We start from the raw sequence: 14,601 nt of genomic DNA, 5'->3' as shown, positions 1-14,601 counted from the left end.
GGTTCGAGGGAGGCCGCTGGGCCTTCGGCAGCACCGCGCCGCCCGTCACTCCCGCTCGCGACGAGGCCGACCCGCTCGATCGAGCCGCATCGGAGCGGCATCCGCCCCTCGACTCGACGACCGCTCCTCCCGGAGACGCGGACGGCCCGCGGGAGGAGCTCCCACGGGCCGGACACGGTGCGGCTGCGCTCAGCGCGCGCGCTTCTCGCGGACGCGCATGTTGACGTTCACCGGCGACCCCTGGAAGCCGTAGATCTCGCGCAGGCGGCGCGCGATGTAGCGGCGGTAGCCCGGGTCGAGGAACCCCGTCGTGAAGAGGACGAATGTCGGCGGGCGGGACGAGGCCTGCGTGCCGAAGAGCACGCGGGGCTGCTTGCCTCCGCGGAGGGGGTGCGGGTGCGCCGCGGTGAGCTCGGCGAGGAACGCGTTGAACTTGCCCGTCGGGATGCGCGTGTCCCACGACTCGAGGGCGAGCTCGAGCGCCGGCACGAGCTTCTCGAGGTGGCGGCCGGTGCGGGCCGAGATGTTGACGCGGGGCGCCCACGCCACGTGGGCGAGGTCGGTCTCGATCTCGCGCTCGAGGTAGCGGCGGCGCTCGTCGTCGAGGAGGTCCCACTTGTTGAAGGCGAGCACGAGCGCCCGGCCCGACTCCAGCACCAGGTCGATGATGCGGACGTCCTGCTCCGAGATCGGCTGCGAGACGTCGAGGACGACGACGGCGACCTCGGCCTTCTCGAGCGCGGTCGAGGTGCGCAGCGACGCGTAGAAGTCGGCGCCCTGCTGGAGGTGCACGCGGCGGCGGATGCCCGCGGTGTCGACGAAGCGCCAGACCTTGCCGGCGATCTCGACCTGCTCGTCGACCGGGTCGCGCGTGGTGCCGGCGAGCTCGTTGACGACGACCCGCTCCTCCCCCGCCGCCTTGTTGAGCAGGCTGGACTTGCCGACGTTCGGGCGGCCGAGGATCGCGACGCGGCGCGGTCCGCCGACCTCGCGCTTGGCGACGGCCGACTCCAGAGGGAGCTTCTCGAGCACCGCGTCGAGAAGGTCGGCGACGCCGCGGCCGTGGACGGCCGAGACGGGGCGGGGCTCGCCCAGGCCGAGCGACCACAGCGAGGCGGCGTTCGGCTCCTGGCGGGCGTCGTCCACCTTGTTCGCGGCGAGGAAGACCGGCTTCTTCGTCTTGCGCAGCAGCTTCACGACGTGCTCGTCGGTCGCGGTCGCGCCGACGTTCGCGTCGACGACGAAGATGACGGCGTCGGCGAGGTCGATGGCGATCTCGGCCTGCATGGCGACGGAGGCGTCGATGCCGCGGGCGTCGGGCTCCCAGCCGCCGGTGTCGACGATGGTGAACGCCCGGTCGATCCACTCCGCCTTGTAGGACACGCGGTCGCGCGTGACGCCCGGGGTGTCCTCGACGACGGCCTCGCGGCGGCCGAGGATGCGGTTCACCAGCGCGGACTTGCCGACGTTGGGGCGGCCCACGATCGCCACGACCGGGAGGGCGGGGAGGTAGCGGACCTCGTCCGAGTCCTCCCCAGCGAACTCGAGGAGGTCGAGGTCCTCCTCGTCGAGGTCGTAGTCCTCGAGTCCGCTGCGGAGCGCCTGCGCGCGTGAGGAGGCGAGCTGCTCGTCGAGGTCGCCGAGGCGCTCGACGAGGTCGTCGTCTCCGAAGTTCAGCTCGTCGTCACCGACGTGCGTGTCCTGTGCCATGACCGGCCCTTGCTCTCGAAGTTCGGACCTCGGCGACGACCGCGTCGACGGTCTGCTCGAAGTCGAGATGAGTGGAGTCGAGAAGAGTGACTCCTTCTGCGGCGTTCATGAAGTCGACCACCTGCGAGTCGGCGCGGTCCCTCGACCGCAGCGCCTGACCCGTCGCCTCGGCGGATTCCGTGGTGACCTCGCGCGAACGCCTGGCCATTCTAGCCTCTTCGCTCGCCGTCAGCAGGATCCGGACCGGAGCGGTCGGTGCGACGACCGTCGTGATGTCGCGGCCCTCGACGATGATGCCCTCCCGACGCGTCTCGCCGATGATCCTCCGGAACAGCAGTGTGATCCTCCGACGGACCTCGGGGACCTTCGCCACGGCCGAGACGCGCGCGGTCACCCGGGGCTCGCGGATGGCGGTGGTCACCTCGGTCGGACCGACCCACACCGAGTACGACTCGGGGTCGGTGCCGATGGAGTAGTCGAAGCCGTCGAGCGCGTCGACGATCGCGTCCTGGTCCTCGAAGTCGAGGCCGCGGTCGAGCCCGTGCCAGGCGAGCGCGCGGTAGGCCGCTCCCGTGTCGAGGAACTCGAAGTCCAGGCGACGGGCGGCAGCCCTCGACACGCTGGACTTGCCGCTGCCGGCCGGGCCGTCGATGGCGACCACGACGGCCTCGCCGAAGTCGCCCTGCTCGGCGGCCTCGGAGCGCGCCTCGCGCTCGGGAGCCGCGCCCCCGTCCTCCGGGATGCTCTGCTGTGCCCGGCGGGCGGGCGTCATCCTGTTCAGGCCGCCCTCCTGCCTGTTCTGCTCGGTGCTCATCCGGCGATCCTCCAGCCGCGTATGGTCAGTTCTTCGGTCAGCGGCGCGACCGCTTCGGGCACCACCGAGATCTCGGCGAGACCCACTCGGCGCCCCTGCGCGTGCTCGAGGCGCACGTCCTCGAGATTGACGCCCGCCTCGCCGATCTCCACCAGGAGCCGCGCGAGGGTTCCGGGAGAGTCGTCGACGAGGACGATCAGGGTCGAGAAGCGCTGGTCCTGGCCGTGCTTGCCGGGCAGGCGCGCCACTCCGGCGTTGCCCGCGGCCAGGTGCTCGGCGAGCACGCGGCGCGAGCCGGGCGCCTCGAGGTCGCGGAGAGCGTCGGCGACCGCGGCGACGTCGTCGCGGAAGGCGTCGAGCACCGCGACGACGTGCTCGCGGTTCGCGGCCAGGATCTGCATCCAGAGCTCGGGGGCCGAGGCCGCCAGGCGCGAGACGTCGCGGACGCCCTGCCCGGCGAGGCGGAGCGCCGCGTTCGGGGCGTCGAGGAGGCGCTGGCCGAGCAGTGACGAGATCACCTGCGGGGCGTGCGAGACGAGGCCGACCGAGAGGTCGTGCTCCTCCGGGTCCATCTCGACGATGGTGCCGCCGAGGTCGAGAGCGAGGCCCTCCACCCTTGCGAGCGCGTCGGGCGCGGTCTCGCCGTCGCGGCAGATCACCCAGGGCCGGCCGACGAAGAGGTCTCCCCGCGCGGCAACCGGTCCGCCGCGCTCGCGGCCGGCCATCGGGTGCGAGCCGATGTAGCGGGCGAGGTCGACGCCGCGGGAGCGCAGCTCGCGCAGCGGCTGGGTCTTGACGCTCGCCACGTCGGTGACGACGGCTCCGGGGTGCGCCGCGAGCTCGCGCTCGACGACGCTCGCGGTGACGTCAGGGGGGACGCAGACGACGACGACGGAGGGCCGGTCGTCGGCGGAGGCGGCGCGGCCGGCCCCGTAGTCGATGGCGAGGGAGAGGCTCGCGGGCGAGGCGTCGTCGAGGACGACGTCGATCCCGCGGGAGGCGAGGCCGAGGCCGATGGAGGCGCCGAGCAGTCCGGAGCCGACCACCCGCACCGTCCCGGTCGTCCGCATCGCGGGCGGCGCGGGGTGCAGGAGCTCGTTCACCCCGACAGCCTAGCGATCGGCGCGGCGCTGCTTGTCGGCGCCGGACCGGCGCGGAGGACCGTCGCTCCGCCCGCCGCCGGCGGAGGAGCCGCCGCGATCGGACGACCGTCCCGCCGAGCCGCCGCGGTCGGACGACCGTCCCGCCGAGCCGCTGCGGTCGGACGACCGTCCGGACGATCCGCCGCGATCCGAGGATCGCCCGGCCGAGCCGCGTTCCGCCGGGGCGACGCGCTTGCCGCTGTCAGGCCGGGGCCGCCGCGCACCCGCGCTCGCCTTCTTCGAGGGGACCGCGGGAGCGGCCGCCACCGCCTCGCCGCCCTGCCGCGCGATCGTGAGCAGCGCGCCCAGCTCCTCCCGGGTCAGGTCGCGCAGATCGCCCGAGCGCAGGGTGCCCAGGTGCAGCGGCCCGAACTGGCGCCGGACGAGCTCGATCACCGGGTGGCCGACCGCCGCCATCATCCGGCGGACGACCCGGTTGCGACCGGAGTGCAGGGTGATCTCGACGAGCGAGGCGTTCGAGCGGCCCTCCGGCCGGCCGAGGAGACGCGCCTTGTCGGCGGCCACCGGTCCGTCGTCGAGCTCGATCCCGGAGGTCAGCGTCGCGATCGTCTGCGGGAGGACCTGCCCGTGCACCTTCGCGATGTAGGTCTTCGTCACTCCGAACGACGGGTGCGCGAGGACGTGGGCGAGCTCGCCGTCGTTGGTCAGCACCAGAAGTCCCGAGGTCTCGGCGTCGAGGCGCCCGACGTTGAACAGCCGCTCCTCGAAGTTCTTCGTGTAGAGGCTGAGGTCGGTGCGTCCGTTCTCGTCCGCCAGCGAGCTGACGACGCCGATCGGCTTGTTGAGCATGACGTAGCGGCGCGAGGTGTCCAGCTGCACCGCGACCCCGTCGACCTCGATCCGGTCGGTCGCCGGATCGATGCGGCGGCCGAGCTCGTCCGCCACCTCGCCGTTGACGCGGATCCGCCGCGCCACGATCATCTCCTCGACCACTCGTCGGGAGGCGACCCCCGCTGCCGCGAGGACCTTCTGCAGTCGTTCGCCGTCGGGGCCGCTGTCAGGCGCGCTCATCGAATCCGTCTCTTCCGTCGCTCAGTAGGGGGGAGATCTTCGGCAGCTCGTCGAGCGAGGTGAGGCCGAGGTGCACGAGCAGCTGCTCGGTGGTGCCGTAGAGGACCGCGCCCGTCTCGGGGTCGTGGCCGACCTCCGCGATGAGGCCGCGGCCGAGGAGGGTGCGCGCGACGGAGTCGACGTTGACCGCGCGGATCTGCGCGACCTGACCGCGCGAGACCGGCTGCTTGTAGGCGATCACGGCGAGCGTCTCGAGCGCCGCCTGCGAGAGCCGCGTCGGGTTCTGCGTCAGGACGAAGTCCTTGACCACCGGGTCGTACTCGCGGCGCACGTAGATCCGCCAGCCGGCACCGACCTCGCGCAGCTCGAAGCCCCGGCGGATCGCCCCGTCGGCGCCGTCGTAGTCGGCGACCAGGCGCTCGATCGACTGGCGGACCACGGCGATCGGCCTCGACAGCGCGGTCGCGAGGGAGGCGAGCGGCTGCGGCTCGTCCGCGACCATCAGGATCGCCTCGATCGCCCGGTCGATCTCGAACGCGACGGTCCCGGGGCCGGCGTCAGGAGTCATAGTCGGCTCCGAGCGCGGCGAGGCTCGCATCGCTCCACTGCTCGGCGACCCAGCGCAGCGTGAGCTCGCCGAGCGGCTCCGGCTGGTCGAACGAGATCGCGGCGTGCCGGTAGAGCTCGAGCACGGCCAGGAAGCGCGCGACGATCACGCCCTTCTCGTCGGCGTCCGCGATCAGCTCGCCGAAGGTGGCCCTCCCGCGGGCGCACAGCATCGCCACGACGTGCGCGGCCTGCTCCCGGATGCTGATCTGCGGGGCGTGCAGGTGGTCCAGGCCCACCGTCGGCAGCTCGCGCGGAGCGAGGGCGACGGTCGCGAGGGCGGCGAAGTCGGCGGGCGACAGGGTCCAGACGAGCTCCGGCTTCGCGGACCGGTACTCATCCTCCAGAGGCACGTCCCGCACGTGGCGGGCGGTCTCGATCGCGATCCGCTCGGCGAACCACGACGACACCTGCTTGAAGGCGCGATACTGCAGGAGCCTGGCGAACAGCAGGTCTCGCGCCTCCAGCAGCGCCGCGTCCTCGGCGTCGACGAGCTCGCCCTGGGGCAGGAGTCCGGCGATCTTCAGGTCGAGGAGCGTCGCGGCGACGACGAGGAACTCCGACGCGCGATCCAGCCCCTCGAGCGAGTCGATCCCGTGCAGGTACGAGAGGAACTCGTCCGTCACGGCGCTCAGCGCGATCTCGGTGATGTCGACCTGCTGCTTCGCGATGAGGCTCAGCAGGAGGTCGAACGGACCCTCGAAGTTGGTCAGCGCGAGGTGGAACCCGGGGGGAGCGGCGCGCTCCTCGAGGAGGACCTCAGGCGACCGCGCCACGCGAGATCAGCTCCCTGGCGAGCTTGCGGTACGCCTTCGCGGCGTTGTGCTCGGGCGCGAACTGGGTGATCGGGACGCCGGACACGCTGGCGTCCGGGAACTTCACCGTGCGGCCGATCACCGTCTCGAGCACGCTGTCGCCGAAGGCGTCGACCACCCGGTCGAGCACCTCCCGCGAGTGCAGGGTGCGGGAGTCGTACATCGTGGGCAGGATGCCGTCGAGCTCGATCACCGGGTTGAGCCGGTCGCGGACCTTGTCGATCGTCTCGATCAGCAGGGCGACGCCGCGCAGCGCGAAGAACTCGCACTCGAGCGGGATGAGGACGCCGTGGCTCGCGGTGAGCGCGTTGACCGTGAGCAGGCCCAGCGAGGGCTGGCAGTCGATCAGGATGACGTCGTAGTCCGCGCTCACCTTGCGGAGCACCCGGGCGAGGATCTGCTCGCGCGCGACCTCGTTGACGAGGTGGACCTCGGCGGCGGAGAGGTCGATGTTGGCCGGGATGACGTCCAGGCCCGGCACGCGGGTCCTCCGGATCGCCTCGGCCGGGTCCTTCACGGTGCCGAGGAGCAGGTCGTAGATCGTGATGGCGTCGTAGGTGGTGACCCCGAGGCCGGCCGAGAGGGCGCCCTGCGGGTCGAAGTCGATGGCCAGCACGCGGCGGCCGTACTCGGCGAGGGTCGCGCCCAGGTTGATGGTCGTCGTCGTCTTGCCGACGCCGCCCTTCTGGTTGCAGAGCGAGATGATCCGGGCGGGGCCGTGACCGGTGAGCTCCACCGGCAGCGGGAAGTCGCGCAGGGGGCGGCCGGTCGGGCCGAGCGTCGGGGCTTCGAGACCGGTGAGCTCGGCCTTGTCGTCCGTCTTGCGTGTCACCTGCGTCGTCCTCGCTTCCGTGGCGGCGTGCGCTCCCGCGCGGCCTCCGACGAGTGTACCGGCGCCCCGCTCCCCGGCCGCCGCGCCCCGCCGCGCGGGTCCGCGGCTCTAGCGCCGCGCTCGCGGGTGCGCGGACGTGTAGACGTCCCGGAGCGTGTCCGCCGTCACCAGCGTGTAGATCTGCGTCGTCGCCACCGAGGCGTGCCCGAGGAGCTCCTGCACCACGCGGACGTCGGCGCCGCCCGCGAGCAGGTGGGTCGCGAAGGAGTGCCGGAAGGTGTGCGGCGAGATCTCCCGGTCCAGCCCAGCCTTCTCGGCGACGGCGCGGATGACCAGCCAGGCGCTCTGCCGCGACAGGCGGCTCCCGCGGACCCCCAGGAAGAGCGCCGGCGTCGCGCGCCCCCTCCGCGAGAGCTCGGGCCGCGCACGCACGAGGTACTCGTCGACCGCCTCGCGGGCGAAGCGGCCGAGCGGCACCATCCGCTGCTTGGACCCCTTGCCCGTCAGCCGCACCACCTCCGCGGCGACCACGTCGTCGACGTTCAGGTCCACCGCCTCCGAGATGCGCGCGCCCGTCGCGTAGAGCAGCTCCAGCAGGGCCCGGTCCCGCAGGTCCGCGAGCTCCTCGCCGCGCGCAGCGTCGAGCAGCGCCGCCATCTGCTCGACCGTGACCGCCTTCGGCAGGGTCATCGGGATCTTCGGCGGCAGCACGTCCCGGGCCACGTCGTCCGCGACGACCCCCTCCTCGAGGGCGAAGCGGTGCAGCCCTCGGACGCTCGAGAGGATCCGTGCGCGCGAGCTCGCCGCGAGCGGCCGCTCCGGGCGTGCGGCCAGCCAGGAGGAGAACTCCCCCACGTCGACGCGTCCGAGCTGCGCCAGATCGACGGTCCCGCGCTCCTCGAGCCAGCCGAGGTAGAGCTCCAGGTCGCGCCGGTAGGCCGCGAGCGTGTGCGCCGAGAGCCCGCGCTCCACGCTCGCCTGCCGGAGGTACGCCTCGGCGCAGGCGCGGGGGCTCACCCCCGGGGGTGGCGGACCCGCGGGTGGCGCGTCCACGGCGAGGACGCGTCGCCCAGCCCGTCCCAGTCGCGCGAGCGGAACGCGTGCGCCGCGAGCACCGCGATCGTCAGCGAGGGGTTCTGCACCCGGCGGGCGAGGACCGCCTCGACCGCCTCGTCCAGCGGCACCCACCGCAGCTCCATGTCGGCCTCCTCCGCCTCGCGGTCGAAGGCGGAGCCGGTGGACGAGAGCCCGCGGGCCAGGTAGATCCGGATGACCTCGTCGCTGCCGCCCGGCGAGGTGGCGAACTCCGAGAGCAGGTCCCAGCGCTCGGCCTGCAGGTCCGTCTCCTCGCCCAGCTCCCGCTGAGCGGCGACCAGCGGATCCTCGCCCTCGACGTCGAGCAGGCCGGCCGGGATCTCCCACTCGCGGGTGCGGACCGGGTGCCGGTACTGCTTGATCAGGGCGACGCGGCCCTCGTCGTCGAGGGCCAGCACCGCGACGGCTCCCGTGTGATCGAGGAACTCCCGGCGCAGCTCGCCGCCGCCATAGCGGAACGTCTCCGCGCGGACGCCCCAGACCATCCCGTCGAAGACGCGCTCACTGGTCAGGACCTCCGGCTCGACGAGCTCGTCCGACAGCGGCTCACTCATCGGCGCCCGCCTCCGATGCCGGGAAGAGGCGCGAGGCCTCCTGGCGCTCGAGGGCGGCGGTCACGAGGCCGCGGAAGAGCGGGTGCGCGGCGTTCGGGCGCGAGCGGAGCTCCGGGTGCGCCTGCGTGCCCACGTAGTAGGGGTGCTTCTCGCGGGGCAGCTCGACGTACTCCACGAGGTGGCCGTCGGGCGAGAGGCCCGAGAACCAGAGCCCCGCCTCGGCGATCCGGTCGCGGTAGCGGTTGTTGACCTCGTAGCGGTGACGGTGGCGCTCGGCAGCCTCAGGTGCGCCGTACACCTCGGCGACGATCGAGCCCTCGGCGAGCTCGGCCGTGTAGAGGCCGAGGCGCATCGTGCCGCCCATGTCCCCGGACGCGAGGATCTCGACCTGCTCGGCCATCGTCGCGATGACGGGGAACTCCGTCTCCGGATCGAACTCCGACGACGAGGCCCCCTCGAGGCCGGCCTCGTTGCGGGCGTACTCGATGACCATGCACTGCAGGCCGAGGCAGAGCCCGAGCGTCGGGATCCCGTTCTCCCGCGCGAAGCGCAGCGCGCCGAGCTTGCCCTCGATGCCGCGGATGCCGAAGCCGCCGGGCACGCAGATGCCGTCGAGCTCGGAGAGCGCCTTGGCCGCAGCCTCGGGGTCCTCGAGCCCGTCGGAGGCGATCCAGCGGATGGCGACCTTCGTCTGCTGCGCGAAGCCCCCGGCTCGCAGAGCCTCCGTCACGGAGAGGTAGGCGTCGGGCAGGTCGATGTACTTCCCGACCAGACCGATGGTGACCTCGTGCTTGGGCTCGTGCACGGCCTCGAGCAGTCGCGACCAGCCGTCCCAGACGACCTCGCCGGCCGGGAGGCCCAGCTGGTCGATGATGTAGGCGTCGAGGCCCTGCTCGTTGAGCATCTGCGGGATCTCGTAGATCGACGCGACGTCCTTGGCGTTGACTACGGCCTGCTCGTCGACGTCGCACATCAGCGCGATCTTGCGCTTGTTCGACTCCGAGACGGGCCGGTCGCTCCGCAGCACCAGGGCGTCCGGCTGGATGCCGATCGAGCGCAGCGCCGCGACGGAGTGCTGGGTGGGCTTGGTCTTCTGCTCGCCGGAGGCGCCCATGAAGGGCACCAGCGAGACGTGCACGAAGAAGACGTTGCGGCGGCCGAGCTCGTGGCGGACCTGGCGGGCCGACTCGATGAACGGCTGGCTCTCGATGTCGCCGACGGTGCCGCCGATCTCGGTGATGATGACGTCCGGCTGCGGGTCGTCCTCCGACTGGAGGCGCATGCGCCGCTTGATCTCGTCCGTGATGTGCGGGATGACCTGGACCGTGTCGCCGAGGTACTCGCCGGCGCGCTCGCGCGCGATGACCCTCGAGTAGATCTGGCCGGTCGTGACGTTCGCGGCCTGGTTCAGGTTGATGTCGAGGAAGCGCTCGTAGTGGCCGATGTCGAGGTCGGTCTCTGCGCCGTCGTCGGTCACGAAGACCTCGCCGTGCTGGAACGGGTTCATCGTCCCCGGGTCCACGTTGAGGTACGGGTCGAGCTTCTGCATGACGACGCGCAGCCCGCGCGCGGTCAGCAGGTTGCCCAGGCTCGCGGCCGTGAGTCCCTTGCCGAGCGAGGAGACGACACCGCCGGTGACGAAGATGTGCTTCGTGATCTTCGAGGGGGCGTCCTGCCCGGCCGTCGAAGCGTTCCGGGTCGAGGACCCGGAGGAGCCCTCGGGATCCGAGGGAGAAGAAGAGGAAAGGCCCGCGTTCGTAAAGTCCACCACGGGGTTCCACCGTAACAGCAGAACGGCGGCGGCGGACCGCCCGGGACGGATCGATGTCGTCCCGGGCCGCTCGCGATCAGCCCCGTCGGCTCGATTCGAGGAGCTCCCGCGCATGAGCGAGAGCGTTGGCGGAGTCGGTGAGCCCCGAGAGCAGGCGCGCCATCTCGGACACCCGCTCCTCGGAGTCGAGCTGCGTCACGGCGCTCGAGGTCACCGCGCCGTCCGAGCCCTTCTCGACGCGGAGGTGGTTCGTGGCGAATGCGGCGACCTGCGCGAGGTGGGTCACCACGATGACCTGCGACGTCTCGGCGAGCCGCGCGAGCCGTCGGCCGATCTCGATCGCCGCTGCTCCGCCGACCCCCGCGTCGACCTCGTCGAAGACGAACGTCGGCACCGGGTCGTTGGCGGCGACCACGACCTCGATCGCGAGCATCACCCTCGAGAGCTCGCCGCCCGAGGCTCCGCGGGCGAGGGGCCGGGGTGCGGCCCCGGTGTGCGGCTGGAGCAGCATCTCGACGGAGTCGCGCCCGTGGACGCTCGGCTCCCCCGCGGCCGTCACCTTCACGTGCAGGCGCGCATCCGCCATGGCCAGCGCGGTGAGCTCGTCGCTGACCCGCTCCCCCAGCTCGGCGGCCGCCGCGGTCCGCAGCTCGGTCAGCCGGGTCGCGAGGCGGTCGACGAGGTCCGCGTCGGCCGCGGTGTCGGCCTCGAGAGCCGCGATCCTCTCGTCGTCGCCGTCGAGCTCGAGCAGGCGGAGTCCGGAGGAGTCCACCAGGTCGAGCACGTCGTCCAGCGTCGGTCCGTAGGTGCGGGCGAGCAGGGACAGCTCCGCCCGCCGGTTCTCGATCAGCTCCAGGTCGTGCGCGCCGTCGAGGTCGAGCTCCGCCAGGTAGGAGGAGAGCCCGCCGGCGGCGTCGACGAGGAGCACCGCCGCCTCGCCGAGCGTCTGGACCGTCGGCTGCAGGGCGGCGTCGTGCTCGGCCGCCCGCTCCAGCACGCGCCGCGCCGTCTCGAGGAGCCCGAGCGCGTCCCGCCCGTCCAGCTCCTCGGACGAGATCGCCTCGCGGGCCTCGCCGGCGGCGAGCCGGAGCTGCTCGATGCTCCCGAGCCGGGCGGACTGCGCCGCGAGCTCGACGTCCTCCCCGCGCTGGGGGGCGACCACCTCGATCTCGGCGAGGGCCGAGCGGAGCCGTTCGGCTTCGCGGGCGCGCGTCTCCCGGGCCTCGGTGAGCGAGTCGAGCTCCTCCCGGTTGGCCCGCCAGCGCTCGAAGGCGCTCGCGTAGTCGCAGAGGGCGTCGGCGAGACCGGGTCCCCCGAACCGGTCGAGCGCCTCGCGCTGCGCCGCGGCGGAGCGGAGGCGGATCTGGTCCGACTGCCCGTGCACGACGACCAGCTGATCGGCGAGCTCGCTCAGCACGCTGACAGGTGCGCTCCGGCCGCCGACGACGGCTCGCCCGCGTCCCTCCGCCGAGACCGACCGCGCGAGGAGCAGCTCCGGGCCGTCGAGATCACCGCCGGCGTCATGGACGCGCTCGGCGACCGGGCCCTCCTCGGGGACCAGCCAGCGCCCCGACACCCAGGCCTGCTTCGCTCCCGAGCGCACCGCGGACGCGTCCGAGCGCGCGCCCAGCACGAGGCCGAGCGCCGTGACCACCATCGTCTTGCCGGCGCCGGTCTCGCCGGTGACCGCGGTGAAGCCCGGTCCGAGCGGGAGCGTCGCCTCGGCGATCACTCCGAGGTCGCGGATCTGCAGCTCTTCGAGCATCGGGCCTTACTCCGTCTCCGCCGACCCCCGCCATCCGCGGATGGGGAGACCGAACTTGTGCACGAGTCGATCGGTGAAGGGGGCGTCGTGCAGGCGCGCGAAGCGCACGGGCACGGGCGAGCGACGGTAGACGACGCGCGCTCCCGGCGGCAGCTCGTAGGCGCGCCGGCCGTCGGCCCAGAGGACGCCGACGCCGTCGGTCCTCTCCTTGACCTCGACGGCGAGGCTCGACGACGGACCCACGACGAGGGGCCGCGCGAAGAGCGCATGGGCACTGAGCGGAACGAGGAGCATCGCCTCGACGGTCGGCCACACGACGGGGCCGCCTCCGGAGAAGGCGTAAGCGGTGGAACCGGTCGGAGTGGACACGACGATGCCGTCGCAGCCGAAGCTCGACAGCGGCCGTCCGTCGACGCCCACCATGACCTCGAGCATCCGCTCGCGGCTGCCCTTCTCGACGGTGGCCTCGTTGAGCGCCCAGGTCTCGTAGACGACGGCCTCGTCGATCTTGACGCGCACCTGCAGGGTCATCCGCTCCTCGACCGCGTAGTCGCCGTCGAGCGCACGGGCGACGGCGTCGTCGAGATCGTCCCGCTCGCTCTCGGCGAGGAACCCGACGTGACCGAGGTTCACGCCGAGCAGAGGGGCCGTCCCGGACCGGACGATCTCCGCCGCGCGGAGGATAGTCCCGTCCCCGCCGAGCACGAACACGAGCTCGATGGACTCGAGCGGCACGTCGGACCCGAGCACGGCGACGTCGCTCAGATCCGGAGCGACCGCGACGATGTCGCCCTTGTCGTCGGCGCAGAGGACGGGGTGGGCGCCGGAGTTCCGGAGACGCTCGACGACGAGGACCGCCGCATCGAGGGAGTCCGTCCGTCCGGTGTGGGCGACGACGAGGATGTTGCGCTCGTCACGAGGGGACTGCATCGAGGGTGTGTCCTTCTGGTCGGTCGACAGCGGCGGACACGATCGCGTCACCCGGTGGTGAGCGCGGTGACCGCGTCCCTCCATTCTGTCGGAATCGTTCCGCGGTCGCGGTGGAGGTGCGCCAGATACTCGCGATTCCCAGCGCCCCCCGGGAGTGGCGACTCGGCCAGCCCGACGACGCCGAGCCCCAGGTCCCACGCCGACCACAGGACGTCCGAGAGGGCCTCGCGACGCAGCTCCGGATCCCGGACGATCCCCTCCCGCACCCCCAAGCGGCCGACCTCGAACTGCGGCTTCACCAGCACCACGAAGTCAGCGAGCGGATCCACAGAGGCGGCGACCGGAGGCAGAACCATCCGCAGGGAGATGAAGGACACGTCGGACACGACCAGGTCCGGAACGATCTCGGTCCTGGCGGCTTCGGCGAGCCGGGCGGCGGTGAGATCCCGCGCATTGAACCCCTCCACCACGTGGACGCGATCGTCGGACCGGATCCGGGGAGCGAGCTGCGCGTGCCCGACGTCGAGGGCGATCACCGAGGCGGCGCCGCGCTCGAGCAGGACCTGCGAGAACCCGCCCGTCGACGCCCCGACGTCGAGAGCGTTCCGGCCGGCGACTCGCACCGTCGCGAAGGTGTCGAGGGCGGCGAGCAGCTTGTGGGCGGCCCGGCTGACGTAGTGGTCGAGGCCGGCGACCGCGACGTCCTGATCGTCGCGGACGCGGATCGAGGGCTTCAGTGCAGGGACGCCGTCCACCGTCACCAGACCGTCGGCGATCATCCGAGCGGCATGGGTGCGGGACCGGGCGATGCCCCGTTCCGCGAGAGCCGAGTCGAGTCGCGAGTCGTCGGTCATCGGTCGCGGTCCGCGTTCTCGAGACGGATGCGCAGCTGCTCCTGCAGCTGGACGTATCCGGCTGCCCTCTTGTCGAGCGGAGTCTGCTCGATCCGGAGGAGCTCGTCTGACAGGACGTGCTCCTCCACGGGGTCGAAGCCGTTCTGGAGCGGCCTCGATTCCGGGGAGGGCGTCGGGTCGTGCTGAGACATCGCTGCTCCTCGTTACGGAGTCGGGCGACGACGGTCATCGTCGCTCCGGCCGCTCCTGTTCGTCCTCGAACAGAGACCGACCGGTTAAACAGCGATGGCCACCCATTTCTGGGTGGCCATCGTGAATGGTGTCCGGCGGTGTCCTACTCTCCCACAGGGTCCCCCCTGCAGTACCATCGGCGCTGAGAGTCTTAGCTTCCGGGTTCGGAATGTGACCGGGCGTTTCCCTCTCGCTATGGCCGCCGTAACCCTGGCGACACACGCACCCGAGGGCACATGGTCAAATCTGGGTTACACGCCGTGCGTGTATTCAATTGTTCCGCACCTCCCGAAGGAGGATGCGGGGTGCCCGTCTTCTGGGAACCACAAAGTGGACGCGAGCAATCTCTGACCACTCCTACCAGCCTTTACAACGGTATGAGTGTAGTGATTATCAAGTTATCGGCTTATTAGTACCGGTCAGCTCCGACAGTCTTTAGTCCTGTCTTCC

At 72.0% G+C, this 14,601-nt stretch carries 13 protein-coding genes, 1 rRNA gene and 1 pseudogene; all 15 read right to left on the bottom strand.

Annotated elements, in window-relative coordinates; all coding sequences use genetic code 11:
- Nucleotides 1-189 precede the first annotated feature (189 nt).
- A complete protein-coding gene (der, locus tag C5C82_RS01505) occupies nucleotides 190-1,710 on the bottom strand; it encodes a ribosome biogenesis GTPase Der (RefSeq protein WP_104222506.1) in 1,521 nt (506 codons plus the stop codon).
- Complete coding sequence (gene cmk, locus C5C82_RS01500) at nucleotides 1,685-2,524, bottom strand: (d)CMP kinase (RefSeq protein WP_244230649.1); 840 nt, start codon at nucleotides 2,522-2,524, stop codon at nucleotides 1,685-1,687. Before cmk ends, der begins: the two co-directional genes overlap by 26 nt.
- Nucleotides 2,521-3,594, bottom strand: coding sequence for a prephenate dehydrogenase (locus C5C82_RS01495; protein ID WP_104222605.1), 1,074 nt, complete (start codon nucleotides 3,592-3,594; stop codon nucleotides 2,521-2,523). The genes cmk and C5C82_RS01495 overlap by 4 nt, the downstream gene beginning before the upstream one ends.
- A 345-nt stretch (nucleotides 3,595-3,939) precedes the next feature.
- Nucleotides 3,940-4,698 (bottom strand): annotated as a pseudogene (locus C5C82_RS01490) (pseudouridine synthase); the annotation flags it as partial.
- On the bottom strand, nucleotides 4,685-5,266 hold the full coding sequence (gene scpB / locus C5C82_RS01485; RefSeq protein WP_104238575.1) for an SMC-Scp complex subunit ScpB: 582 nt from the start codon (nucleotides 5,264-5,266) through the stop codon (nucleotides 4,685-4,687). The pseudogene C5C82_RS01490 and the gene scpB, both read right to left, overlap by 14 nt.
- Nucleotides 5,256-6,080: a ScpA family protein gene (locus C5C82_RS01480; RefSeq protein WP_104354507.1), complete on the bottom strand. Its 825-nt coding sequence runs from the start codon at nucleotides 6,078-6,080 to the stop codon at nucleotides 5,256-5,258. The genes scpB and C5C82_RS01480 overlap by 11 nt, the downstream gene beginning before the upstream one ends.
- A complete protein-coding gene (locus C5C82_RS01475; protein WP_104222502.1) occupies nucleotides 6,064-6,951 on the bottom strand; it encodes a ParA family protein in 888 nt (295 codons plus the stop codon). The genes C5C82_RS01480 and C5C82_RS01475 overlap by 17 nt, the downstream gene beginning before the upstream one ends.
- Before the next feature lie 108 nt (nucleotides 6,952-7,059).
- Nucleotides 7,060-7,968 carry a site-specific tyrosine recombinase XerD gene (gene xerD / locus C5C82_RS01470; protein WP_104292433.1) on the bottom strand — a complete coding sequence of 303 codons (909 nt, stop codon included), beginning with the start codon at nucleotides 7,966-7,968 and terminating at the stop codon, nucleotides 7,060-7,062.
- Nucleotides 7,965-8,600 carry an NUDIX hydrolase gene (locus C5C82_RS01465; RefSeq protein WP_104354506.1) on the bottom strand — a complete coding sequence of 212 codons (636 nt, stop codon included), beginning with the start codon at nucleotides 8,598-8,600 and terminating at the stop codon, nucleotides 7,965-7,967. The genes xerD and C5C82_RS01465 overlap by 4 nt, the downstream gene beginning before the upstream one ends.
- Nucleotides 8,593-10,257 carry a CTP synthase gene (locus C5C82_RS01460; protein ID WP_104222604.1) on the bottom strand — a complete coding sequence of 555 codons (1,665 nt, stop codon included), beginning with the start codon at nucleotides 10,255-10,257 and terminating at the stop codon, nucleotides 8,593-8,595. Before C5C82_RS01460 ends, C5C82_RS01465 begins: the two co-directional genes overlap by 8 nt.
- A gap of 190 nt (nucleotides 10,258-10,447) precedes the next feature.
- Nucleotides 10,448-12,136 (bottom strand): DNA repair protein RecN, encoded by a 1,689-nt coding sequence (gene recN / locus C5C82_RS01455; protein WP_104295618.1) that lies wholly within the window; start codon nucleotides 12,134-12,136, stop codon nucleotides 10,448-10,450.
- A gap of 6 nt (nucleotides 12,137-12,142) precedes the next feature.
- Nucleotides 12,143-13,066, bottom strand: coding sequence for an NAD kinase (locus C5C82_RS01450; protein ID WP_104222498.1), 924 nt, complete (start codon nucleotides 13,064-13,066; stop codon nucleotides 12,143-12,145).
- A 47-nt stretch (nucleotides 13,067-13,113) separates the two neighbouring features.
- A complete protein-coding gene (locus C5C82_RS01445) occupies nucleotides 13,114-13,920 on the bottom strand; it encodes a TlyA family RNA methyltransferase (RefSeq protein WP_104250717.1) in 807 nt (268 codons plus the stop codon).
- Nucleotides 13,917-14,111: a hypothetical protein gene (locus C5C82_RS01440; RefSeq protein ID WP_104295617.1), complete on the bottom strand. Its 195-nt coding sequence runs from the start codon at nucleotides 14,109-14,111 to the stop codon at nucleotides 13,917-13,919. The genes C5C82_RS01445 and C5C82_RS01440 overlap by 4 nt, the downstream gene beginning before the upstream one ends.
- A gap of 130 nt (nucleotides 14,112-14,241) precedes the next feature.
- Nucleotides 14,242-14,358, bottom strand: a 5S ribosomal RNA gene (gene rrf, locus C5C82_RS01435).
- Nucleotides 14,359-14,601 lie beyond the last annotated feature (243 nt).

The organism is Rathayibacter sp. AY1D5 (genome assembly GCF_002932515.1).
In the GTDB taxonomy this organism is placed as follows: Bacteria; Actinomycetota; Actinomycetes; order Actinomycetales; family Microbacteriaceae; genus Rathayibacter.
This window is presented reverse-complemented; position numbering and strand designations above follow the sequence as displayed.

Bases quoted from the DNA above. Each gene is read 5' to 3' on its own strand.
- C5C82_RS01440 (WP_104295617.1), bottom strand. From the start codon at position 14,111: ATGTCTCAGCACGACCCGACGCCCTCCCCGGAATCGAGGCCGCTCCAG.
- C5C82_RS01445 (WP_104250717.1), bottom strand. From the start codon at position 13,920: ATGACCGACGACTCGCGACTCGACTCGGCTCTCGCGGAACGGGGCATC.
- C5C82_RS01465 (WP_104354506.1), bottom strand. From the start codon at position 8,600: ATGAGTGAGCCGCTGTCGGACGAGCTCGTCGAGCCGGAGGTCCTGACC.
- der (WP_104222506.1), bottom strand. From the start codon at position 1,710: ATGGCACAGGACACGCACGTCGGTGACGACGAGCTGAACTTCGGAGAC.
- cmk (WP_244230649.1), bottom strand. From the start codon at position 2,524: ATGAGCACCGAGCAGAACAGGCAGGAGGGCGGCCTGAACAGGATGACG.
- scpB (WP_104238575.1), bottom strand. From the start codon at position 5,266: ATGACTCCTGACGCCGGCCCCGGGACCGTCGCGTTCGAGATCGACCGG.
- recN (WP_104295618.1), bottom strand. From the start codon at position 12,136: ATGCTCGAAGAGCTGCAGATCCGCGACCTCGGAGTGATCGCCGAGGCG.
- C5C82_RS01495 (WP_104222605.1), bottom strand. From the start codon at position 3,594: ATGCGGACGACCGGGACGGTGCGGGTGGTCGGCTCCGGACTGCTCGGC.
- C5C82_RS01450 (WP_104222498.1), bottom strand. From the start codon at position 13,066: ATGCAGTCCCCTCGTGACGAGCGCAACATCCTCGTCGTCGCCCACACC.